The following is a 23,292-nucleotide window of genomic DNA, read 5'->3' as shown; positions in this document are numbered from 1 at the left end:
CTGGCCGGCCTGGCCGCGCCGAGTCTGGTCGGCGCGCCCGGGCCGCGGTCGGCCGCGGTCGGCCTGGCGGTGCCGCTGACCGCCGAGACCGCGGCCGCGCTCGAATCCTTCGGCCGGGCCAATGGATTGACCATGAACACCCTGCTACAGGGGGCGTGGGGACTGGTACTGGCCGAGCAACTCGGCCGCGACGATGTGGTCTTCGGCGCGGTGGTGTCGGGCCGTCCCAGCGAACTGCCGGGTGTGGCGGGCATGGTCGGGTTGTTCAGCAATACCGTCCCGGTCCGGCTGACCCTGGACCCGGCGCGGCCCGCCGCCGTCCAGTTCGCCGAATTCCAGCAGACCACATTCGAATTACAGAACCAGGGCTACCTGGGACTGGCCACGGTCGAGCGGGCAGCCGGAATCGGACGGCTGTTCGACACCCTGGTGGTCTACGAGAACTTCCCGAAAACCGGTGTGCAAGGCAATGAGTCGCACGAGGTCGCGGTGGCCGGGGTGACGGTGCACAGCCTCACCCACTACCCGGTGACGGTGACGGCCCTGCCCGGCGACCGGTTCCGCCTGATGCTGCACCACGACCCCGGCGCGGTGGACGCCGCGTCCGCCACCCGGATGGCCGCCCGCCTCGGCGCGGTACTGACCGCCCTGGTCGACGAACCCGGCGCCACCGCCGGCGCCGTACTGGCCGCCACCCGCCACCCGGACACCCGCGGCCGCACCATGGCCGACTGGGGTCCGCACACCGCGCTCGATCCCGCGGCGCCCGCGATCACCTCCGCCGGCGAGACGATCGCCTACCGCGAATTCGAGGCGCGCGCCAACCGGCTCGCCCGCTGGTTGGTCGCCCGGGGCATCGGTCCCGAGACCGTGGTGACGGTGGCCATGCGGCGCGGCGCCGATCAGGTGATCGCGGCGCACGCCATCTGCCGGGCGGGCGGAGTGTACCTGCCGGTGGATCCGGGGCAGCCCGCCGAACGCGTGGACACCATCCTCACCGCCGCCGCGACGCCCTTGGTGCTGACCACGGACGCGGATGCCTTCGAAACCGGCCGGGCCGACGTTGTTTCCGTCGACACGCTCGATACCGCGGATTTCGCCGGCACCGCACTCACCGATGCCGACCGGCTCGCGCCGTTGCGGCCGGACAATGCGGCCTATCTGCTGTTCACCTCCGGCTCCACGGGTGTCCCCAAGGGCGTGACGGTGCCGCACGCGGCCATCGTGAACACTTTCGCCTGGTTGCAGGAGCAGCACGGATTCGGGATCGGCGATACGGTGCTGTACCGGACCCCGGCGACCTTCGACGCCTCGCTGCTGGAGATATTCCTGCCGCTACTGGTGGGCGCCCGGATCGTGGTGGCCCGTCCCAACGGTCACCGCGATCCCTACTATCAGGCGCGATTGATGGCCGAGGAGCGGGTCACCGCGATCCAGATGACCTCGTCCATGCTCACCACCACCGCCGAGGAAAGCGATCTGTCCGGATGCGGTGCCCTGCGCTGCGTTTTCACCGGTGGTGAACCGCTGCCGCCCGCGACGGCACAGCGGTTCCGGAGCGCGACCGGGGCCCGGGTGAACAACCTGTACGGCCCCACCGAGGCCGCGGTCTGCATCACCTATCACGCGACCGACGACGCCGATACCGTGACGGTTCCGATCGGCCGTCCGCCCGGTGGCGCGGGTGTGCGGGTGCTCGACGACAGGTTGCGCCCGGTGCCGTCCGGAGTGGTGGGGGAGCTGTATCTGACCGGGGTCCAGCTCGCCCGCGGATACCTGCACCGCCCGGAGCAGACCGCCGCGACCTTCGTCGCCGACCCCGCCGGTCGCGGCGAACGGATGTACCGCACCGGCGATCTGGTCCGCTGGGGCGCCGCCGGCGAACTGGAATACGTCGGCCGCACCGACAGCCAGGTCAAACTCCGGGGCCAGCGGATCGAACTCGGCGATATCGAGTCGGCGATCCTGCGCCGCACCGAGATCGCCCAGGTGGCGGTGGTCCTGCGCGAGGACAATCCGGGCGATCAGCGCCTGGTGGCCTATCTGCGGACGCGGACCGGCGCCGCTTTGGACGTCGACGCGGTACGGGCCACGGTGCGCGATGCGCTGCCGGAGTACATGATTCCGGCGGCCTTCGTGGAACTCGACGAGATCCCGACGACCAGCAGCGACAAACTCGACCGCAAGGCGCTCCCGATTCCCGACTATCCCGTGGAAGCCCCCGTCGCCGCCGCTACCGCGGTCGCGGATCCGACGCTGTCCGCGGCCGCCGGGCCGGTACTCGCGGCCATGGCCGCGGTGCTCGGGGTGGCGACCATCGGCCCGGACGACGATTTCTTCGCCGCCGGCGGCCATTCGCTCACCGCGGTCCGGTTGGTCGGCCGGCTGCGCCGGGCGGGGCACCAGGTGGTGGTCGACGATATCTTCGAGGCGCCCACCGCACGGGCACTGGCGGCCCGCATCGACGGTGTCGCCGCGGCGGTGGCACCGCGGGGCGTTCCGGCACGGGAGGCCGATCTCGCCGCGCCCTCGGAGGAGATCGCCATGCTGGGCCGGCGCCTCGACCATGTGCTCGAACTGCGTTCCCGCGGTTCGGCCGAACCGCTGTTCTGTGTGCACCCGGTGGGCGGCACCGCATGGCAGTTCACCCCGCTGGCCCGGCGGCTGCGCGCCGACCGGCCACTGATCGGCCTGCAGTTGCCGGCACTGCGGGGCGCGGAATCGGGCGCCGCGACCATCGACGAACTCGCCGCGCGGTATCTGGCGACCATTCGCGAAATCCAGCCCGCGGGGCCCTACCACCTGCTCGGGTACTCACTCGGCGGCAATATCGTGCACGCGATCGCCGCGGCGCTCGCCGAGCAGAGCGCGGAGATCGCGTTCGTGGGCCTGGTCGATTCGCATCCGCTGGCGAATCTGGCCGGCCAGGCCACCGCGGCACTGGCGGATCCGGACCGCCTGGCGGCCCTGCTGCCCGAACTCCCCGACGACGCCCCCGACCTCGCGGCGCTCATCCGGAGTGCGGCCGGCGAACTGCTGCGCCTGGTCACCGTCTCCGAGACCCCGGACTACGCGGGGCCGATGGCGCTGTACGCGGCCGATCCCGGTGGCGACGACGATGCCGCGCGGGTCGCCGCCCAGCTGTCGGGCTGGCGCGCCGCCGGTGCGCGCATCATCGCGCGCCGGTTGCCCTACTCCCACTTCGGGATCGTCTCCGAGCAGGGCTGGTCGGAAGTCGCCGCGCTGCTGGATACCGAACCGGCCCTGCGGACCTGACCGTGCGCCCGGTCCCCGAGACCTCGCCGCGGCACCATCCGGTACCCCGGCGATTCGAGAAAGAAAGTAGAACACCTATGTCGCTGTTATCCCACAGCCGCTTCGCGGCCTGGCTACGCCTCGTGGTCGGTCTGTTCGTCGCGGTGGTCGCGGTCGCGGGCTGTAGCTCCGACACCGAACCCGCCGCCGCGTCCGGGACCCGCCCGATCCAGACCGAGAAGGGCGCCATCGAGGTGCCCGCGGACCCGCAGCGGGTGGTGGTGCTCAACGGCGCACTGGCCGGCTACCTCTACGACCTCGATGTCCCGGTGGCCGCGGCGGACCCGCGGGTGCTGGGGGTCAGCGGCCGTAATGCCGACTTCCCGAAGACCTGGGCCGACGCCGCGAAGGAACAGGGCACCCAGATGGTGCCGGTGGGCCAGGCCGTGAACGTCGAGTTCGTCGCCTCGCTCCAGCCCGACCTGATCATCGGTGGCGGCCAGGGCTTCCCGGCCAAACAGTCGGTGGACGCCTACGACCAGCTCAGCGCCATCGCGCCCACGGTGCTGCTGCCCGGCAATGTGACCGGCTGGCAGGACCAGCTGAAGCAGATCGCCGATGTGGTCAACCGCGCCGACAAGGTCGGTGACCTGATCACGGCCTACGACGACAAGGTGAAGCAGGTCTCCGCGGCGATCAAGGTCCCCGGACAGCAGGTCGGCTACTTCCAGTCCGCCGCCGACGGGCAGCCCAAGATGATCCTGCCGAACGCCGCGCTGCCGACGCTGCTCGCCGAACTGGGGTTCAAGGCCGATGACCAGGTGCTCGCCAAGGCCGGCAACCCCGAGCTGAATCCGTCGGCCGACTGGTTCGGTTTCAGCCCCGAACTGCTGACCAAGGTCGTGGACGCGCCCGTGGTGTTCGTCGTGCCGCTCAGCGGCGCCAAGGGCGCGGCCGATCTGGCGAAGGATCCGCTGTACGCGCAGCTGCCGGCGTTCAAGGACAAGAAGGTCTACGAACTGCCGGCCACCAGCTACCGGCCGGACTACCGCGGCGTCATGGACACCCTCGATCTGATCCAGGAGCAGTTCACTTGACTTCCTCCCGGCCCTGTGCGACCGGGATTCCCATCCGGCTCACACCGGACAGTTCCTGCTTCGTAGCCGACAACCGAGGGGAGGCCCCTTGCGGGTTCACATCAGCTCCACAGGCATCGCCAGGGGTTTCCCCGGCTACCGCACGACCTGCGGCAAGGATGTTCTTCGCGGCGTTGATATCCCGGTCGTGCCGGGTGCCGCAGTCGGGGCACGCCCAGTAGCGCACCGACAATGTCAGGCTGGACAACAAATGCCCGCAGTTCGAGCAGGTCTTGCTGGACGGATACCAGCGGTCGATGACCACGACCCGTTTGCCCGCGCGTGCGGCCTTGTACTGCAGTTGGCGCCGGAACTCACCGAGTGCCGCGTCCCGCACCGCACGGTTGAGTCCGGCTTTGGCACGCACATTCCGGCCGGGCTTGTCGACGGTCCCCTTGGCGCTGCGGCTCATGCCCGCGACATTGAGGTCTTCGATCGCGATCACATCGTTTTCGCGAACCAGACGCGTCGAGGTGCGGTGAAGGAAGTCGGCACGGGCATTGCGGATCTTGCGGTGTGCCCGCGCGATCTTGGCTTTGGCCTTCCGCTGGTTCGCCGACCCTTTCTGCTTCCCCGCCAAACGGCGTTGATAGCGGGCGAGGTTGCGGGCCTTGCGGTCCAGGTGCCGCGGGTTGGCGATCTTCTCCCCGGTCGACAGGACAGCGAAGTCCTTCACCCCGAGATCCACCCCGACCACGCGGCCGGTGTCCGGCAGCGGTTCGGGATCGTCGGTGTCCACCGCGAACGTCACGAACCACCGGCCATCCGGCTCCCGCGACACGATCACCATCGTCGGATTCAGCGTCGCCAAGACCTCCGGGTCCCAGGACCACACGAAATCCAGTGGCTTCGCCTGTTTGGCAAGGGTCAGCTTGCCGTCACGCAGGCGGAACGCGGACCGCGTGTAGTGCGCGGACTGACGACCGTTGCGGGACTTGAACCGTGGGTACCTGGCTCGTCCGGCGAAGAAGTTGGCGTAGGCGGTGTGCTGATGGCGCAGGGTTTGTTGCAACGACACCGACGAAACCTCGGAAAGAAACGCCAGGTCCTCGGTCTTTTTCCACGCCGTCAGGGCGGCGTCGGTTTGCTTATAGGACGTTTTCGTGCCGTCGGTGTGGTAGGCGCGGTGCCGAATATCGAGGGTCTTGTTCCAGACCAGGCGCACACAGCCGAACGTGCGACCTAGCTGGGTCGCCTGTCCGGGATCCGGGTAGGCCCGGACTTTGTACGCCATCCGCACCGCAGATTCCTAACACGTAGCACCGACACACATAAAGAAAGAGCTTGGCATGACAACCGCTGATCGCGTTGAGTGCGGAAACAAGGCGTTTCCTCCCGGCCCTGAAGGACGGGGCTTTTACGCTACGGAGATTCGGTGAAAGCCCCCGCCGGCCTCCTCATCGATATCTCTCCGTTGCGGGAGAGCCGGCGGTTCCGCGCTGCCTTCGGTGCGCGACTGGTCTCCGTTCTCGGCATCGGCCTGCTGATGGTCGCCCTGCCGGTGCAGGTCTACGAGCTCACCGGATCGAGTCTGCACGTCGCCGGGGTGTCCACGGCGATGGCGGTGGCGCTGTTCGTCGGCAGTCTCGGCGGTGGGGTGATCGCCGACCGGTACGACCGGCGCACGGTGATCTCGCTGTCCCGGTCGGCGGCGGGTCTGGCATTCCTTGCGCTGGGCATCAACGCACTGCTGCCCGATCCGTTCCTCGCGGTGATCTACGCCGCGGCGGTGACCGACGGCCTGGCCGGCGGGATCAGCGGTTCGGCCATGATGGCGCTGGTGCCCATGTTGGTGGTGCAGGAGAAGGTTCCGGCCGCCGGCGCGCTGACCACGCTGACCTCCGATCTGGGCACCATGATCACCCCGGCGATCGCCGGCGTGCTCATCGCGCAGATCGGGGTGTCGTTCGCGTTCTTCGCCGCCGCGGCGGCGACCGTGGGCACGGTATCGCTCATCCGGGCCATCGGGTCCGCCCCGCCACCGGTCCGCGAGATCCGCAACCCGCTGTTGGAATTGGGTCACGGTATCGCGTTCGCCGTGCGGCACAACGTTATTCGTGCGGTACTGGTGAGCGGTCTGCTGGCCATGCTGGTCAGCGGGCCCCTGGTACTGCTCCCGGCATTCGCCGACCGGGCCCTGGACGCGGGACCCGCCACCCTGGGCCTGCTCTACGCCGCGCCCGGCGCGGGTGCCGTCCTGGGCTCGCTGACCAGTGGCTGGATCGGCCGCGCGCGGCGCAACGGGCTGGTGCTGCTGGGCTCGCTGGCGCTCATGCCGCTCGGCGTGGTCATGGCCGGTATCTGGCCGCAGGCCGCCTGGAGTTTCCTCGGGCTGGCCGCGTTCGGCGTCGCCCGAGCGGTCAACGGCATCCTGCGCTACGCGGTCCTGCAGCAGAACGCACCGGAGGATATGCGCGGGCGGATGTCGGGGTTGCTCATGGTGCAGTCGGTGGCCGGTACCGCGGTCGGGTCCATGGCGGCCGGGGCGATCGGCAATCTGGTGGAACCCGGTACCGCGCTGGTCGTCTACGGGGCGGCGGTGCTGGTGCTGTTCGTATTCGCGCTGGTGCTGGTGTGGCCCCTGTACGGGCTCACCTCGCCCGCGGGCGGGCCGCCGCAACCACCGCCGCCGGCGCAGGTTCCGGTGGGCGGCAACATCGTCGAAGAGAAGGCCGCCGGGACCGTGGTCGAGGAGAAGAAGGACGGAGTGTGATGGTGGATCGCGGAGCCTACCGTGAGCGGATCGCCGAGGTGCTCGCCGGCACGCACGGCGCGAAGGTCGGTTATCCGATCGGGTTGCGGGAACTGGAGGTGATCCGCACCGCCCCGGTGGGTTCGGGGCTGATCCGGATCACTTTCGGCGGTCCCGAGCTCGACGGGTTCCACAGCTATGTGCCCGACGAGCACGTGCGACTGGTGTTCCCGGATACCGACGGCACGCTGCGCCTGCCGATCCCCGACGGCCTGTCGCTGGATTGGCCCGCACCGCGTCCGATCTCCCGGGAGTACACGGTGCGCCGCTACGACGCGGCGGCCGGTGAACTCGATATCGATTTCGCCCTGCATCCCGGCGGTCTCGCCTCGGATTGGGCGCTGGTCGCGCGGCCGGGCACCCGCATTCACATCGCGGGCCCGCCCGGTGGCGTCGTGGTGCCCACCAGTTACGACAACTACCTGTTCGCCGGTGATATCACCGCCCTGCCCGCGATCGCCCGCTGGCTGGAATGGCTGCCGCGCGAGAAGACCGGCTGGGTGTTCGTCGAAGTGGTCGACGAGAGCCAGGAGATCGAACTGGCCGCACCGCCCGGGGTGGAGGTGCGGTGGCTGCACCGCGGCGACGCGCGCGCCGGAACCGGTGACCTGCTGGAGAAGGCGATCCGCACGGTCACCGTCCCGGAGGGTCAGAACGTCTACGCGTGGGTCGCCGGGGAAGCCGGACAGCTGCGGCCGATTCGCAAATGGGTGCGCGGCGAACTCGGAGTACCGGCGAAGGACTGCCTGATCGCGGGCTATTGGAAGCACGGAGTCGCGGATTTCGACCGCGAGGAATAAGGAGACATAGATGACGAACGAGCCGACCGCGGTGGCCGATCGCGACCACTTCATCCGCGATGTGGCCGACCTGCTCGGCATGGCCCCGGAGGAACTGTCCACCGACACCAACCTGCTCGACGCCGGACTGGATTCGGTGCGCATCATGCAGCTGGTGGAGAAGTGGCGGTCGGAAGGACACGAGACCGTCGACCCGTTGACGCTGGCCGGTGACCCCGTTCTGGAGTCCTGGCTGGAGGTGCTGTGCCCGTGACCGGGCGCCGCGGCCCGCGCGCCCGGCGCGGTCCGCGGCATCGGCGGTCACGCGGTGCGGTGTCCCTCGGCGAGCAGCCGGCGCAGATCGCGGCGGCTGGTCTTGCCCACTCCCGTTTCCGGGAATTCGGCGACGGTGACCACCGCGTCGGGCATCTTCCAGGCCGCGATACCGCGTTCCCGGACGAAGGTGCGCACCGTGGTCAGCGTCGGTGGGGTCTCCGGATCGAGGGGCTGCACGAAAGCGCAGATCCGCTGTCCGAGTACGGGGTCGGGGGTGCCGACGATCACCGCGTCCCGGATTCCCGGATGCTCCAGCAGATGGGCCTCGAGTTCTTCGGCCGAGACCTTCTCGCCGCCGCGGTTGACCCAGTCGCCCGCCCGGCCCTTCACCACCAGGTTCCCGTCCGGTCGCAGCGCGACGATATCGCCGGTGCGGTACCAGCCGTCCGCGGTGAAGCTACGGGCATCGGCCTCGGGATTGTCGTAGTAGCCGCGGATCGTGTAGGGACCCTGGGTCAGCAGATTCCCGTCGGCGCCCGGCGCTACGTCCACATCGGCGTCGTCGACGATCCGGATCCGGTCGTACTCCGACATCGGCCGGCCCTGGGTGCCCACCACCACGTCGATCGGATCGTCGAGCCGGGTGTAACACACCAGCCCCTCGGCCATTCCGAACACCTGCTGCAGGGTCACCCCCAGCGCCGGGCCGACCCGGCGGGCGAGTTCGTCGGGGCAGCGGGCGCCGCCCACCTGGACCACCCGCAGGCTGGACAGATCGGGCAGTTCGCCGCCTTTTTCGGCACGTTCGACCCACAGCCGGGCCAGCGGTGGCACCAGGCCGGTGATGGTGACGCCGAAACGCTCGATCGCGGCGAACGCCGTCGACGGGGTCGGGTCGGGTGTCATGGCCACCGTGCCGCCCGCGTAGAGCGCGCCGAGGATGCCCGGGGAACTCATCGGGAAGTTGTGCGCGATCGGCAGTGTCGCCAGGTAGACGGTCTCGGGACCCAGTCCGGTGATCTCGGCGCTGCGCCGTACGCTGTACAGGTAGTCGTCGTGGGTGCGGGGGATGAGCTTGGGGATGCCGGTGCTGCCGCCGGACAGTTGCAGGAACGCGACGTCTCCGGGGTCCGGCTCGGTGAGCTCGCCGGGTTCGTTCCGGTAGTCGGCGAGGTCGGCGGCGCCCGCGGCGAATTCGTGCGCGGGGTCGTCGGTGACCAGCAGCACGTGCCGCAGGGTCTCGACCTCGCGCCGCACCGTATCCGCCAGTGCGGCATGGTCGAATCGCTGATGCCGGTCGCAGGTGACCATGGCCACCGCGCCGCTCGCGGTGGCGATGGGGATCAGCTCGGCCGCCCGGTGCGCGGGCAGGCAGAACACCGGCAGCGCGCCCAGGTGGAACAGCGCGAAGATCACTTCGACGAATTCGGCGCGGTTGGGCAGCTGGACCAGGACGCGGTCGCGCGGCCGGATGCCCAGCCGGGCGAATCCGGTGGCCAGCGACCGGGACCGGTGGTCCAGTTCGGCGTAGGTCCAGCGGTTCGCCGCGTCCACGACCGCGATCGCCTCGGGGTTCGCGGTGGCGCGTGCCGTCAGCAGGGATCCGAATGTCTCACCCGTCCAGAGCTTTTCGGCTCGGTAATGGTCGATCTGGTCCGGCGGCCACGGTGTGAAACCGGGGAGGGTGGGCGATGACATGGAGCACCTCTTTCCGATCAGCGATCTTGTTGCACGTCACACCGGAATGCTGGCCTTACGGTGTAACTTCAGGTTAGGCTAACCTAATGGTCACGAAGCAATGGGGCGAAGGGGTAATCGTCACCGGAGCCGCGGGGGGAATCGGTGCGGCGATCGCCGCCGAACTCGCCGGCGATTCCGCGAATATCGCACTGTGGGACCGGGATTCCCGGGTGCACGAGGTGGCGGCCCGGCTCGGGCGGCAGCACGAGGACACCGGCGTGACCTCCGCCGAAGTCGATGTCAGTGACGCCACCGCGGTGGCCGGGGCATTCGACAAAGAGCTCGCCGAACGCGGCACACCCCGGGTGGTGGTCCATGCCGCGGGCGCGATGATCGGCGGTTCCGCCCTGGACACCTCCCCGGAGGAATGGCAGCGCTGTGTGGCGGTCAACGCGGGCGGCGCGGTGTATGTGGCCCAGCGCGCGGCCCGCGAAATGGTCGCGGCGCGAACCGGATCCATCGTTGTCGTCTCGTCCAACTCCGCCACCGTCCCCCGGGTGAACCTCGCCGCGTACGGCGCCGCGAAGGCCGCGGCCACGGCGTTCACCCGCTCGCTCGCGCTCCAGGTGGCCCCGCACGGCGTCCGGGTCAACCTGGTCTCCCCGGGTTCCACCGACACCCCGATGCTGCGCGGAATGTACGCGGATTCCGACGAGGACGGTCTCGGCGCGGCCGGGCGGGTCAGCCTGCTCGACGGTGACCCCGAGAACTACCGGCTGGGCATCCCCTTGCGGCGGATCGCCGATCCCGCCGATGTCGCCGCCGCCGTCCGCTTCCTGGTTTCCGATGCCGCGCGCCATATCACCATGCACGACCTGCGGGTCGACGGCGGCGCAACGCTGGATATGTGACACGAGAGGATGATCACCATCAACGCCGAGAACCCCGCGTTTGCCGCGGATCCCGCATTTGTCCTGTCCCGGCCGCAGCGCACCGTGACCGCGTCTGCCGGAGGGCGTGTCTTCCACAGCCCCGCCGAAGCCGTCGCGCAACTGCGTGCGCGCCGGGTGAGTCATATCGTCGGCGCGCTACCGTTCACCCCCGGCGCGCCGGCCGCACTGTGGGCGCCCGATTCGATCTCGGTGACCGACGGTCCCCGGGCCGCGCGAGCGGTCACCGCACCCGATATCACGGTCACCGAGCATCTTCCGGAACCGGAAGAGCATCAGCGCCGGGTGGCCGCCGCGGTGCGGCTGCTGGCCGATCCCGCCCAGCCGCTGCGCAAGGTCGTACTCGCCCGGGCACTGCGAGCCCGGGCCGACCGGGCCGTGCGCGCCGCCGACCTCCTGGATCTCCTGGTCTCCACCGACCCGGCCGGTAACGGCTACCTGGTGGACCTGTCCGCGGCCGGTGGTCTGTTCACCGGCCGTCACCTGGTGGGGTCCAGCCCGGAGATCCTGGTGCGGCGCATCGGCACCGAGGTCACGAGTCATCCGCTCGCGGGCTCGGCCCGGCGGGTGCCGGAGAACGCGCTGGCCGATCGGCTCGCCGCCGAGACACTGTTCGGTTCGGCGAAGGATCAGCACGAGCACGGCTTCGTGGTGGACCATGTGGCCGGGGTACTGCGCGACCGGTGCACCGATGTGCGCACGCCCGCCCGCCCCGATCTCACCGAAACACCGGCCATGTGGCATCTGGGGACCACCATCGGCGCGACCGTCCCGGTGGCCGGGCCGTCGGCGCTGGAACTGGCGGCCGCCCTGCATCCCACCCCGGCCATCTGCGGTACCCCCACCGCGGCGGCCGCCCGGCTGATCGCCGAACTCGAAGGCGAACGCGGTTTCTACGCCGGGGCGGTCGGCTGGTGCGACGCCGAGGGCAACGGGGAATGGATGGTCAGCATCCGCTGCGCCGAACTCGCGGCCGACAACCGGACGCTGGTGGCCTACGCCGGTGGCGGCATCGTCGCGGAATCCGATCCGGAGGACGAATTGGCCGAGACCACCGGGAAATTGCAGCGAGTCCTCGGACCGCTGGGTGTGGCCGGCCGTCCGGCGGCGGTGCCCTGACCTACCACCTTTCACCACTGCGCCCGGGCCCGCAGCCCGCCAGAAGGTCGCGGGCCACAGAAGATGAGGAGTTCTGGACATGGCCATGGAGCCGATCGCACCGTATGCGATGCCGCCGTTGGACGACGAGATCACCAACAGAGTGGCCTGGAGACTCGATCCCGATCGGGCCGCCCTGCTGATCCACGATATGCAGAACTACTTCCTCACCGCCTACCAGCTCGACCGCGATCCCGCCCGGACGATGATCGACAATATTGTCCGGCTCCGCGATCGCTGCCATGAGCTGGGCATACCGGTGATCTACAGTATGCAGCCGGGGGATCAGCATCCCGACCGCCGCGGTCTGCTCGCCGATTTCTGGGGTACCGGTATGGCGGACGGCCCGGATACCGAGGTCATCGCCGAACTGACACCCGGCGAGCAGGACATCCAGGTCACCAAATGGCGCTATTCGGCCTTCCAGCGCACCGATCTGCGTCAACTGCTCGGTTACCGCAACCGGGATCAGCTCATGGTCACCGGCGTGTACGCCCATATGGGCTGCATGCTCAGTGCGGCCGAGGCGTTCATGAACGATATCGCCGCGTTCCTGGCGCACGACGCGGTGGCCGATTTCAGCCGCGACGAACATCTGATCGCCTCCAAGTACACCGCCCGCCGCTGTGGCATGGTGCTCGGTACCGACGAGATGCTGAACCAGTTGCAGCCCTCGGTGGTGACTTCGGCCTGACCGGGGCCGGCCTGCCCGACCCCGCCGGCAGGAACGGCCGGCGGGCGTCCGGGCCGTCAGTGCGTCTCGCCCAATTCTCCGGAGCGGCGCCAGGATTCCCGCTCGGCCGCGAAGGCGGCCGACTGCCGGCGCCGGAACGATTCGATCGAGTCCCCTTCCGCGGCGAGGAACCTCCGGTGCTCGGCGAGCCGGAATTCACCCGGGCCGGTGCGCGGTTCGCCGCGGCCGGCGGCGATATCGGCGCGCAGGTCCAGCAGTTCCGCCGCGCTCACCGGGTACCAGCGGATCCGGTCGAAGAAGCGCAGCAGCCACGGTGTCTCGATATCGGTGCGCCGGCTCCACACCTGGGTGGTGCGGCCGACGAACTGGTATCCGCCGGGCCCTTCCATTCCGTAGATGCACAGGTAGGCGCCGCCGATACCGACCGCGTTCTCCGGCGTCCAGGTCCGTGCCGGGTTGTACTTGGTGGTGATCAGCCGGTGCCGGGGATCGATCGGGGTGGCCAGCGGCGCACCGAGATAGACGTCCCCTAATCCGAGTACCAGATATTCGGCGGCGAACACGGTATCGAAGACATCGCCGACGGTGTCGAGCCCGTTCATCCGCCGGATGAACTCGATATTCCACGGGCACCACGGTGCGTCGGCACGGACACCGTGCATATAGCGGGTGATCGCCTCCCGGGTCGCGGGATCGTCCCAGGACAGCGGCAGATCCACGGTACGACTGGGCACCACCAGGTCCTCGGCGGCCGGTAGTCCGGCCTCCGCCTCGGCCAGCAGATCCAGGGCCGCACCGATCGGCAGCGAGCGCGGTTCGACCCGGACCTGAAGTGAACGGACGCCCGGGGTGAGCTCGGTGATACCCCGTTCGCCGCGGGCGCGCAGGTGCTCGTGCAATGCGTGGACGCGGGCGCGGAGTTCGAGATCCAGGGTCATGGCACCGTATTCGACGAGAATGCCGTCGTCGCCCGCGCGGCGGTAGGTCACCGCGGTGCCGTCCGCGGTCTCCCCGTGCCGCAGCACTCCGTCGTCGCCGTCGCCGCCGGTGGACAGGACGATCGGCCAGCCCGCCCGGCGCGCGGGGCCCAATTCGGCCGGTGACGCGGCCCGCTCGGCGCGGACCGGGACGAAACGCACCCGGTCACCCGGGCACAACTGGCCGAGCTTCCACAGGTCGGCGGCGGTTACCGTCACCGGGCAGACGAAGCCGCCGAGGCTCGGCCCGTCGGGGCCCAGCAGGATGGGGGTGTCGCCGGTGAAGTCGAGCGCGCCCACGCTGTAGGCGGTGTCGTGGATATTCGACGGATGCAGGCCGGCCTCGCCGCCGTCCGGGCGGGCCCAGCTGGGTCTGGGGCCGATGAACCGGACCCCGGTGCGGTCGGAGTTGAAATGCACCTCGTAGTCGGTGGCCAGGAGCGTATCGATATCCGCGCGGGTGAAGAACTCGGGCGCGCCGTGTGGTCCCTCGGTGACGGCCAGTTCCCAGTCATGGGTGAGTACGGGCTGTTCGTCGCCGGGCACGGCGCCGGCCGGCGGGCCCGGCGCGGGGCCGAGCGGGAGAATGTCCGCGGCGGCCAGCGCGCGCCCGGCCACACCGCCGAAGCGGCCGAGGGTGAAGGTGGCGGCACTACCCAGGTACTCGGGCAACGCCAGCCCGCCGGAAACCAGGACATAGCAGCGCATCCCCGGGCCGCGGATCGTGCCGATATCGAGCACCGCCCCGGCGGGCACGTACACCGGCCGCCACAGCGGTACCGGACGCCCGGCCACCGTCACCGTGACAGGAGCGCCGGTCACACATACCCAGGCCGGCTCGGCGAATCGCAGAGCCGGACCGGCCATGGTGCATTCCAGCCCGGCCGCGCCCTCGGGGTTGCCCAGGGCACGGTTACCCAGCCGGAACGACAGGTCGTCCATCGGACCCGACGGCGGTACGCCGACGTGCCAGTAACCGGTCCGGCCCGGCCAGTCCTGCACGGTGGTGAGCAGGCCCGGCCGTTCGACCACCGCGCGGCGGGCCATGGTCTCCGCGGCGGCCGGCGGGGCGAGCGTTACCGGGGCGGTCACCGGGTCACCACCATGCGTACGGGGGTGGGATCGAAACCGTTGCAGGGATTGTTGATCTGCGGGCAGTTGGAAACCAGGACCAGCGTGTCGGTCTCGGCGCGCAGCGACACCGTCTTACCCGGTGCCGACAGTCCGTCGACGATGCCGAGCGTGCCGTCGGACTCCACCGGGACGTTCATGAACCAGTTGATGTTGGACACCAGATCACGTTTGCCCATACCCCATTTCGCCGCCTCGGCGAGGAAGTTCTCCACGCAGGCGTGCTGGTGACGGGTGTGGTGGCCGTAGCGCAGCGTATTGGACTCCTGCGAGCAGGCTCCGGCGATGGTGTCGTGATTGCCGACCTCGTCGGCGATCACGGTCATCAGCGCCGTGCCCCGGTCGGTGCGCAGCACACTGCCGGTGGTGAGGAAGATATTGCGCTGCGCGGTGACCGTGGCCTGGGCGCTGTAGCGGTCGGTGTGGTCGGCCGCGGCGTACAGCAGGCAGTCGACGGCCTGATTGCCGTGCAGATCGATGATGTCGAGCCGGTGCCCCGCCCGCACGACCGCCGACCACGGTGCGCACGCCGGGACCACTTCGTCGAGCACGACGGTCGCTGCCGGGGTCGCGGTGTTCATATCCACTCCTGTCGGGTGCGGGCGGCCGACCAGGCCTGTTCGGTGTTCTGGACGGCGCGCAGGTATTCCGGGTCACTGTTCGCGGCGGCCGCGGCGGCGCGGTCGCCCGGCCAGGCGACCAGATCGAGGCCGGTGACGGGGGCGTCATCGAGGGGATGGGGGGTGGCGGTTACCAGGACTGTCACCGGGAGGTGGATGATCAGGTCGATGTAGGCGCCGGCGCCGGCCGTGCCGATCGGCGCGAGGGAGCCGTCGCCGCCCACCCGCACGCCGCGGAAGAACGAGAGGGTGGGGCCGATATCGCGGGGTGCCAGACCGTGTTTCGCGGCCGCGCGTTCCAGGAGCAGCCGGCCTTCGGGAGTGGGCCCGCAGAGCGCGTCGTGCCGGCCCGAGGTGTCGGCGACCACGGTGGCCAGCAGGCGGCCCTGATCGGACAGCAGGGGGTGCCCGGCACCGAGATAGGCCTGCCAGGGCACCTTCACGGTGTCGGCGACATTGAGACGTTCCCACGGTGCGTCCGCGCGCAGCAGGAACAGGTGTGCGCAGGCGGCGCCGTGCGGGTCGGCGAGTCGCAACCGGGTGCCGCGCCCGAGCACTGTGCTCGTGTAGCCGCCGGGTGGGAGCCGGACGGTCCAGGTCGTCGCGTCGAGCGGGACCCCCTCGGGCAGCGCGGGCGTGGCCGCGGTCGCCGATGCCTGGGCGCGGGCGTGCGCGCGGGCACCGGTCGTCGAGGCGGTGGTGGGTGTCATGATCTTTCCTTGCTCGTCGGATTCGGAGGGTGATCCGGTTGTCGCGCGCTCGGTTCGGAAGCGGGGCAGCGGGACCGGGCCTACCAGGGGACCGGATGGCGGGTCAGCCGTGCTGGACCACGGGTTCCGGGGCGGGCAGTGGCGCGATATCTCCTGGAGTCGCGGGTTGTACGGCGGGCTCGCGCAACCGCTGCACGGCGAGGGTGCCGAGGAAGGCCAGCAGTGAGGCGAGGAAGCCGAAGAACGTGGGCCAGCCGTCGAAACCCGGCCCGATCAGCGAATTGTCGATATGGAGAACGGTGTTCGGCACCCCGTACATGGTGGGGGTGAGGACGAACAGGACCAGCCGGACGCCGAGTCCGGCCACCATGGCCGCGACCGCGGCGGCGGTGGTGATCCGCGAGGTGAGGTGCGCCGCGACGAACGGGACGATCAGCGCGGCCAGCATGAGGTCGAACGCCAGGGTGAGCAGGATGCCGGTCTGCGGCACCTCCACCGCGAAGAAGATCGCCACCGCGACGACCGGGATCATGGTGATTCGCACATCCCGCAGCAGGGTGTCGCGTCCGGCGGCGTCGGTCCGGTCGGTGCGCCCGGCGATATTCCGGGTCGCGACCGAGGCGGTGCCCAGGATGGCGCCGTTGGCGGTGGAACACGATGCCGCGACGATCGCCGACAGCACCAGGATCGCCAGGCCCGCCGGGGCGTGTTCGTCCAGCAGGGTCAGCAGCCGCGGCCCCGTGCCCTCGCCGACGAGATCGGTGGTGGCCAGGGCGACCAGCGCGTAGGGGATCCCGACCACGGCGGTTCCGGCCGCGCCGACGAAGCAGGCCCGGCGGGCGATTTCGGGGGAGCGGGCGGAAAAGATGCGCTGCATGAAATCGATGGCGACGATATCGCCGATACCGAGGGCGAGCAGCGTCGCCCAGTTCACCGCGGCCCCTTCGGAACTGTTGCCGAGCTGACCGAGATCGAAGGGCCCCATGCCCTCGGGAATGCTGATCCCGTAGGTCGATCCCACCCAGATGAGCAGGGCCAGCGACCCGATCACGGTGATCACCATCTGGGCGAGCGCGGTGTAGGCGTCGCTGAACATCCCGCCGGTGACGGTGTAGGTCAGCACGATCGCCACGATGAGCAGCACACCGGCGGTGTAGGGGATACCCAGGAAGCGTTCGAACAGGAAGCCGCCGGCGACCAGGTTGCCCGCCAGCAGGATGCAGAAGCTGAAGATCATCAGGATCGAGGCGCTGAACTCGACCCCGCGGCCGTATTTGATCCGGTAGAAGTCCGGCAGGGTCAGCAGACCCATCCGGTTCATCGGCTTCGCGAAGAAGAGCCCGGTGAGCAGCAGGCACAGGCCGAGGCCCAGTGGTAGCGAGGCGCCGGCCCAGAAACCGACCGACCCGGCCAGATCGGTATTGCCGAGGGTGGCGTTGGAGTCGACCGCCTGTCCCATCAGGCCCGCCGCGACCAGCGGTAGGCCCAGTGACCGTCCGGCGACCAGGAAGTTGACGCTGTCACCGTCGACCTTGCGGGCGACCAGCAGGCCGATGCCGATTACCGCGAGCACACTGATCGCGATTCCGAGAATGATCATGGCCGGGGGCCCTTCGTCCGACACGAATATCTATCGGTTGAAAGGTTCCTCGTATCCGGCGTCATGGTGGTGACGGCGATGTATCCGTCTCGCGGCTGGGCGTAACGTCTGCGTTGCCGATATTTCTGTCGAATGACAGAAATCTCTCCGCGATGCCGATCCGCCGGTCGGCGACAATGGGGCCATGACCCAACTCGGTCCGGGCCGCCCGCGTCTCGCGCCGCGCCGCCGCCAAGGGCAGACGCCGCGCGCGGAAATCCTCGATGCCGCCGCCGAACTGTTCACCACGCAGGGCTACGGAAGTACCTCGACCCGGGCCATCGCCGAGGCGGTCGGCATCCGCCAGGCCTCGCTGTACCACCACTTCGCGGCCAAGGACGACATCCTCGACGCCCTGCTCGGTGAAACCATCGCGGGGGCGGCCGAACTCGCCGAACGCCTGGAATCGCGACCGGAGCCGGCCCACGTCCGGCTGTATGCCCTGGCCCGGTTCGATATCGGCCAACTGTGCGACGCGCGCTGGAATATCGGTGCGCTGTACTTCCTGCCGGAGCTGGGCGGGGATCGGTTCGGGCGCTTCCGGTCCCGTCGCGACACTTTGCGCGCGAGCTATGAAACGCTGGCCGCGCGGGTGGTGGCCGGGCTCGGCGCGGGTGGGGTGGCCGACGCGCGGACCCTGCCGTTCCGGTTGGTGGAGACGGTGATCAATATCCGCTCGGACGCCGGCGCGGTGCCCGAGGATGTGCGGCGGGCGATCGCCGGTGCGGTGCTGCGGGTCCTCGGCTGGGACGGTGATCCCGCCGGGGTCCGGGCCGCGGCGGATGCTCTGGCCCGGGAGCTGCAGGTGTGAGGCGCCGGCACCGGCCCTTCACGCGACCGTCGAGCTAGAACGTGTTGTAATTCTGGGACAGGGGCCCATGTGAGAGGAGTCGATGGGCGTGTTCGCGTTCTTCACCCGGGAGGGTGAGCAGTACCTGCCCACCCGCATAGCCATGTCTAGCTGGAGCCCGACCCAGGTGAGCGGGCCGGCGATCTGCGGGCTGCTGGCGCGCGAACTGGAAACGCGCTCCCCGGGCGAGGAGTTCGTGCCCGCCCGGGTGACCGTGGACCTGTTCCGCCCGGTGGTCGACGAACCGGCTGTGGTGCGCAGTGCCGTGGTCCGCGAGGGTAAACGTATCTGCGTTGCGGACGCCGAACTGCTGCAACGTGGTGAGGTGCGGTCGCGGGCGACCGTGGTGTATCTGCGCACCGGTGAGGTGCCCGGTGGCGAGCTGTGGCAGCCGTCGCACGACTTCCCGGTGCCCGAGACCCCCGACAGTTCGGCCGCGGGCGAGCATCCGCTGTTCAAGAGCGGTGACGGCGCGTGGACGCGGGATTTCGCGGCCACCCAGAACGCCGAACGCAAGGCGATCTGGCAGAACATGCTGCCGGTGGTCGGAGGCGAACCGGTGACACCGTTGCAGCGGGCGGCCATGGCCGCCGATGCCGCGAGCCTCATGTGCAATTGGGGCACCGCCGGGATCGGCTATATCAACTCCGATGTCACACTGACGCTTGCCCGGGTGCCGTCCGGTCCGGGTATCGGGGTGCTGGCGCAGGATCAGGTCGCCTACGCGGGGGTCGCCGTCGGCACCACCACCCTCTACGACCGGAGCGGACCGTTGGGCACGGCCGTGGTCACCGCATTGTCCAATGTGCGCCGCCAGGTCGATATGCGGCGTTACTGATATCGGCCCGGCCCGCCGTGGCTACGCCCGCGGCTCGGTGCGTGAGGGTCGCGGCCAGGGTCGCGCCTCACGGGCCTCGAGATCGGTGTTGAACCGTTCCAGATAGGCGGCGAAGGTCCGGACGTCCTCGTCGCTCCAGCCGCGCAGGAGCCGGTCGAGGGCGTTGATGTTGTAGTCGCGGTCGGCCAGGACCCGGCGTTCGCCCTCGTCGGTGATCCGGAACTTGCGGGCCAGGCCCCCCTCGGGGTCGGGAATGCGCTCCACCAGTCCGGCCTTCAGCATGGCCGCGGTCTGCCGGTGCACGGTCGAGGTGTCCAGGCCGAAGGCTTCGCTGAGTTCGCCGATGGACATGGGGCCTTCGATCCGTAACCGGCGCAGCACCAGATAGGCGCTGCGCTCGAGGTGATCCGGGCGGCGCAGATGGGCATTGAGGCTGTGCCGGCCCAGGAGCATGGTCTCGAATTCGATCAGATGCGTGGGTTTGTCCATGGCGGTTGTCCTGCTCGTACTCGGATGCCGTGGCGGCGCGGCGGGCGTCCTGCCGGTCGTTGTGACCATGCGGCCGGAAGCAGCTTGTATCCTACACATTGTATGTAGGGTGCAATTTCCGTGTGAGTCGCACCGATCGCTGTCAGCCGGCGGCCGCTGTCAGCCGGCGGCCGCGGTCCGCCGGGATCGGCGTTCGACGAAGAACCGCGCGGCGCGGGCCACCGCGTCCAGCACCGGTTCCGGTTTCCAGCCGAGTTCCCGTTCGGCCTTGCCGTGGTCCAGCCGGGACATGACGTGCATCAGATTCACCGAGGTCACCGTGAACCGGCTGTCCCGGCCGCGTAACCGGGCCACGGTCGAGGCGATACCGGCGGCCGGGTACAGCAGGGGCAGCGGGACGGCCGCCCGAGGGGGTTCCCGGCCCACCGCGTGAGCGGCCGCGGTGAGCAGTTCGGTATTGGTGAGGAAGCGATCGGAGACGATATAGCGTTCGCCGGGCCGTCCGGTGGTGCCGGCCAGGATCAGTGCCCGGGCCGCGTCCTCGACCCCCACCGATTCCGCTCCGGTGCCGGCGAAGCGGAACGGAAGTTTGCCGAGCGCGGCGGCGGCCACGAACGACCCGTGCGGTATCGGTTGCCAGTCGCCGGGACCGTAGGTGTTCGCGACGCACATCGCCACCGCGGGCAGTCCGCGTTCGGTCGCATAACGCAGTACCAGATCTTCCGCCTCGACCCGGGAGCGGACGTACGGGCCGCCGAGATGGGGCCAGTCGAAGGCTACGGTCTCGTCGGCGACGCCGCCCGGCCGGCGTCCGATCGTCGCGGCGGAACTGGTGAAGACGAACCGCCGCGGTCCGGCGGCGCGGGCCGCGTCGAGCACATGGCGCAGGCCGACGATATTGGTCCGGAAGAGCGGTTCGGGATCGCGTAGCCAGGCCCGGGTGTCCACCGCGCAGTGATAGATCTCGTCGCAATCGCGCATGGCCGTGCGCAGCGCGTGATCGTCGAACAGGTCGCCGTAGTGGATCTCCACCGGCAGGCCCGCGATGGCACGGATATCGCTGGTCCGACGGACCAGGACGCGGACGGGTGCTCCGGTCGCCGCCAGTCGGCGGGTCAGGTGCGAGCCGAGGAATCCCGAGGCTCCCACCACCAGTTTCGCCGGATCCGCCATACCGGTGGGCCTCCTGATCGGTTCGTCGGTCGGTACGAGTGTCGCAGGGGCGACCGGATTCTGTACAGGAAACCGGTTCCTGGTCCGTACAGGAGTCCGGACCATTGTCCGAGCTTCGGGCCCGGGGCTTGCCGGGCCGCTTCCGGCGGCGTCCATAGCAGACCCGCCGCCCCGCTGTTCACGTGTTCGGCGCAGGGCCCGAATCGGAGGCGAGTACGGTTTTTTCCGGTACATCCGGTTCGGCGGCGTGGTCGCGGTGCGCGGAAGGGCCGGGTAACGGCTGGTCCGCGTGGTGTCGCGACCTCGGTGCCGGACGCACGTGCGATCTGAAAGGACTCGTCCATGGCGATCGACACCGGCGGGAAATCCGCGACGCGTAACAGCGGCGTGCCGGGCTCGGCCGGACACAGACCGGTGGGCCGCGGCCTCGACCGGCTGGTCTTCGGCATCACATCGGTCGGCTCCGTGGCCTTCGTCCTCTGGGGGATCTTCGACCAGGACAGTCTGGCCACCTTCGCGTCGAACGCGCAGTCCTGGGTGATCACCAATACAGGCTGGCTCTTCGTCCTGGTCGCGACCTCTTTCGTGGTCTACGTGATCTGGCTGGCACTCAGCCGCTACGGCAAGATCCCGCTCGGCGCCGACGACGAACAGCCGGAATTCCGGACGGTCTCCTGGATCGCCATGATGTTCAGCGCCGGGATGGGGATCGGCCTCATGTTCTGGGGTGTCGCCGAGCCGCTGACCCATTTCACCTCGCCGCCGCCGGGGACCGCCGAAGCCGGTAGCCCGCAGGCCGCCGAGGTCGCGCTGGCGACCACGCTGTTCCACTGGACACTGCACCCGTGGGCCATCTACGCGGTCGCCGGTCTGGCCATCGCCTACGGCACCTTCCGGCGCGGCCGGTCCCAGCTGTTCTCCTCGGTGTTCCGGCCCCTGCTCGGCCTGCACGCCGACGGTCCGGGCGGTAAGGCGATCGATGTGATGGCCATCTTCGCCACGCTGTTCGGTTCGGCGGCCTCGCTCGGCCTGGGCGCGTTGCAGATCGGCGCCGGGTTCGAGTTCAACGGCTGGGTGGACGCCGTCGGCAAGATCGGCCTGGTCGCGGTGATCACCGGGCTCACCGTCGCGTTCGTCCTGTCCGCGGTCTCCGGGGTCGCCCGCGGCATCCAATGGCTGTCGAATATCAACATGGTGCTCGCGGTGGTCCTGGCTGCCTTCGTCTTCATCGCCGGGCCCACGCTGTTCATGTTGAATTTCCTGCCCACCGCGGTCGGCGACTACATCGCCGAGCTGCCGACCATGGCCTCGCGTACCGGTATAGCCGGGGGCGAGGAAATGGAGACGTGGCTGTCGAGCTGGACCATCTTCTACTGGGCGTGGTGGATCTCCTGGACCCCCTTCGTCGGCATGTTCATCGCGCGGATCAGCCGGGGCCGCACCATCCGGCAGTTCGTCGCGGGTGTCCTGCTGGTGCCCAGCCTGGTGAGCCTGGTCTGGTTCGCGATCTTCGGCGGCGCGGCCATCCGCCAGCAGACCGATACCCACGACCTCACCGAGGCCGACGGCAGCGTGAACCCCGATTTCGCGCTCTTCCACCTGCTCGGGGAGTATCCGCTGACCTCGATCACCACTGTGCTGGTGATGATCCTGGTGGGTATCTTCTTCGTCTCCGGCGCGGACGCGGCCTCGATCGTCATGGGCACGCTGTCGGAGCGGGGCAGTATCGAACCGTCCCGGCTCACCGTGATCTTCTGGGGTACCGCCACCGGTGCGGTCGCCGCGATCATGCTGGTGATCGCCGATTCCAGTGATCTCGGTGGCGCCCTGACCGGCCTGCAGGCGCTCACCACCGTGGTCTCGCTGCCGTTCATGGTGGTGATGGTGCTGATGTGCGTCTCGCTCTACCGCGATGTCCGCAGTGATCCGCTCATCATGCGGGCGAATCTGGGCGTCGAACTGGTGGAGGGTGCGGTACTGCAGGGCGTGGCCAAGCACGAGGGCGAGTTCGAACTGGTCACCTCACCCATCGAGGTCGTCGACGGGGAGCCGGTCGAGCGCGACCGGTGACCCGGTGGCACCGATCCGGGCCGCGCGGCGGCGCGGACCGGGTTCAGCGCAGATGCCCGCGGAAATCCAGGCAGGCCCGGCCGGGCGCCGCCGGACGATGGGCGCGGGGTGCGCT

Annotated in this window: 19 protein-coding genes; 11 read left to right on the top strand and 8 right to left on the bottom strand. The window is 69.6% G+C overall.

Annotated features, from left to right (window positions below):
- The coding region (locus tag ON38_RS21825; RefSeq protein ID WP_051165051.1) for a non-ribosomal peptide synthetase at positions 1-3,276 on the top strand (3,276 nt) is incomplete at its 5' end.
- Between the two features lie 77 nt (positions 3,277-3,353).
- Positions 3,354-4,352, top strand: a complete 999-nt coding sequence (locus ON38_RS21820; protein WP_039826788.1) for an ABC transporter substrate-binding protein — start codon at positions 3,354-3,356, stop codon at positions 4,350-4,352.
- Here ON38_RS21820 and ON38_RS21815 read toward each other — a convergent pair.
- Positions 4,345-5,625 carry an RNA-guided endonuclease InsQ/TnpB family protein gene (locus ON38_RS21815; RefSeq protein WP_245564151.1) on the bottom strand — a complete coding sequence of 427 codons (1,281 nt, stop codon included), beginning with the start codon at positions 5,623-5,625 and terminating at the stop codon, positions 4,345-4,347. The genes ON38_RS21820 and ON38_RS21815 overlap by 8 nt on opposite strands.
- Positions 5,626-5,766: 141 nt before the next feature.
- On the opposite strand from ON38_RS21815, the gene entS reads away from it, so the two are divergent.
- From entS to ON38_RS37930, 3 genes are read left to right on the top strand one after another with little or no spacing between them, the layout of a single operon-like run.
- Positions 5,767-7,104 carry an enterobactin transporter EntS gene (gene entS, locus ON38_RS21810; protein ID WP_083872996.1) on the top strand — a complete coding sequence of 446 codons (1,338 nt, stop codon included), beginning with the start codon at positions 5,767-5,769 and terminating at the stop codon, positions 7,102-7,104.
- Positions 7,104-7,943 carry a siderophore-interacting protein gene (locus tag ON38_RS21805; protein ID WP_085995467.1) on the top strand — a complete coding sequence of 280 codons (840 nt, stop codon included), beginning with the start codon at positions 7,104-7,106 and terminating at the stop codon, positions 7,941-7,943. The genes entS and ON38_RS21805 overlap by 1 nt, the downstream gene beginning before the upstream one ends.
- Before the next feature lie 10 nt (positions 7,944-7,953).
- Positions 7,954-8,196: a phosphopantetheine-binding protein gene (locus ON38_RS37930; protein ID WP_039826786.1), complete on the top strand. Its 243-nt coding sequence runs from the start codon at positions 7,954-7,956 to the stop codon at positions 8,194-8,196.
- Between the two features lie 47 nt (positions 8,197-8,243).
- Here the strand turns inward: ON38_RS37930 and ON38_RS21795 are convergent, their stop codons facing one another.
- Positions 8,244-9,896 (bottom strand): (2,3-dihydroxybenzoyl)adenylate synthase, encoded by a 1,653-nt coding sequence (locus ON38_RS21795; RefSeq protein WP_039826785.1) that lies wholly within the window; start codon positions 9,894-9,896, stop codon positions 8,244-8,246.
- Positions 9,897-9,982: 86 nt separating this feature from the next.
- Between ON38_RS21795 and ON38_RS21790 the strand changes: the two genes are divergently transcribed.
- The 3 genes from ON38_RS21790 (at position 9,983) to ON38_RS21780 (ending at position 12,680) form a co-directional block, all read left to right on the top strand.
- A complete protein-coding gene (locus ON38_RS21790; protein WP_039826784.1) occupies positions 9,983-10,789 on the top strand; it encodes a 2,3-dihydro-2,3-dihydroxybenzoate dehydrogenase in 807 nt (268 codons plus the stop codon).
- Between the two features lie 9 nt (positions 10,790-10,798).
- Positions 10,799-11,947 (top strand): isochorismate synthase, encoded by a 1,149-nt coding sequence (locus tag ON38_RS21785; protein ID WP_039826783.1) that lies wholly within the window; start codon positions 10,799-10,801, stop codon positions 11,945-11,947.
- 79 nt (positions 11,948-12,026) lie between these two features.
- Positions 12,027-12,680 (top strand): isochorismatase family protein, encoded by a 654-nt coding sequence (locus ON38_RS21780; protein ID WP_039826782.1) that lies wholly within the window; start codon positions 12,027-12,029, stop codon positions 12,678-12,680.
- Between the two features lie 56 nt (positions 12,681-12,736).
- Here ON38_RS21780 and ON38_RS21775 read toward each other — a convergent pair whose 3' ends face one another.
- From ON38_RS21775 to ON38_RS21760, 4 genes are all read right to left on the bottom strand, one after another.
- Positions 12,737-14,704, bottom strand: coding sequence for a 5-oxoprolinase/urea amidolyase family protein (locus tag ON38_RS21775; RefSeq protein ID WP_039826792.1), 1,968 nt, complete (start codon positions 14,702-14,704; stop codon positions 12,737-12,739).
- Between the two features lie 41 nt (positions 14,705-14,745).
- Entirely contained in the window at positions 14,746-15,369 is a 624-nt protein-coding gene (locus ON38_RS21770; protein ID WP_039826791.1) for an urea amidolyase associated protein UAAP2, read from the bottom strand.
- Positions 15,366-16,118 (bottom strand): DUF1989 domain-containing protein, encoded by a 753-nt coding sequence (locus tag ON38_RS21765; RefSeq protein WP_039826781.1) that lies wholly within the window; start codon positions 16,116-16,118, stop codon positions 15,366-15,368. The genes ON38_RS21770 and ON38_RS21765 overlap by 4 nt, the downstream gene beginning before the upstream one ends.
- Before the next feature lie 103 nt (positions 16,119-16,221).
- Positions 16,222-17,718, bottom strand: a complete 1,497-nt coding sequence (locus ON38_RS21760) for a high affinity choline transporter 1 (RefSeq protein ID WP_083872994.1) — start codon at positions 17,716-17,718, stop codon at positions 16,222-16,224.
- A gap of 184 nt (positions 17,719-17,902) precedes the next feature.
- Between ON38_RS21760 and ON38_RS21755 the strand changes: the two genes are divergently transcribed.
- Together ON38_RS21755 and ON38_RS21750 are read left to right on the top strand one after the other, a co-directional pair.
- Positions 17,903-18,568: a TetR/AcrR family transcriptional regulator gene (locus tag ON38_RS21755; RefSeq protein ID WP_039826780.1), complete on the top strand. Its 666-nt coding sequence runs from the start codon at positions 17,903-17,905 to the stop codon at positions 18,566-18,568.
- An 82-nt stretch (positions 18,569-18,650) separates the two neighbouring features.
- Entirely contained in the window at positions 18,651-19,445 is a 795-nt protein-coding gene (locus ON38_RS21750; protein WP_039826779.1) for an acyl-CoA thioesterase domain-containing protein, read from the top strand.
- 21 nt (positions 19,446-19,466) lie between these two features.
- On the opposite strand, the gene ON38_RS21745 is transcribed toward ON38_RS21750, so the two are convergent.
- Together ON38_RS21745 and ON38_RS21740 are read right to left on the bottom strand one after the other, a co-directional pair.
- The gene (locus ON38_RS21745; protein WP_039826778.1) at positions 19,467-19,934 is read right to left on the bottom strand and encodes a MarR family winged helix-turn-helix transcriptional regulator; all 468 of its coding nucleotides are present in this window, start codon (positions 19,932-19,934) and stop codon (positions 19,467-19,469) included.
- A 159-nt stretch (positions 19,935-20,093) separates the two neighbouring features.
- On the bottom strand, positions 20,094-21,107 hold the full coding sequence (locus ON38_RS21740; protein ID WP_039826777.1) for an NAD-dependent epimerase/dehydratase family protein: 1,014 nt from the start codon (positions 21,105-21,107) through the stop codon (positions 20,094-20,096).
- A 342-nt stretch (positions 21,108-21,449) separates the two neighbouring features.
- Here ON38_RS21740 and ON38_RS21735 point away from each other — a divergent pair, with 342 nt between their 5' ends.
- Positions 21,450-23,177 (top strand): BCCT family transporter, encoded by a 1,728-nt coding sequence (locus tag ON38_RS21735; protein WP_083872993.1) that lies wholly within the window; start codon positions 21,450-21,452, stop codon positions 23,175-23,177.
- Positions 23,178-23,292 lie beyond the last annotated feature (115 nt).

The sequence above is a fragment of the Nocardia testacea NBRC 100365 genome (genome assembly GCF_000308775.1).
GTDB classification, from domain to species: domain Bacteria; phylum Actinomycetota; class Actinomycetes; order Mycobacteriales; family Mycobacteriaceae; genus Nocardia; species Nocardia testacea.
Note: the sequence above shows the minus strand (reverse complement) of the source record. Positions and strands in the feature narration are given on the sequence as shown.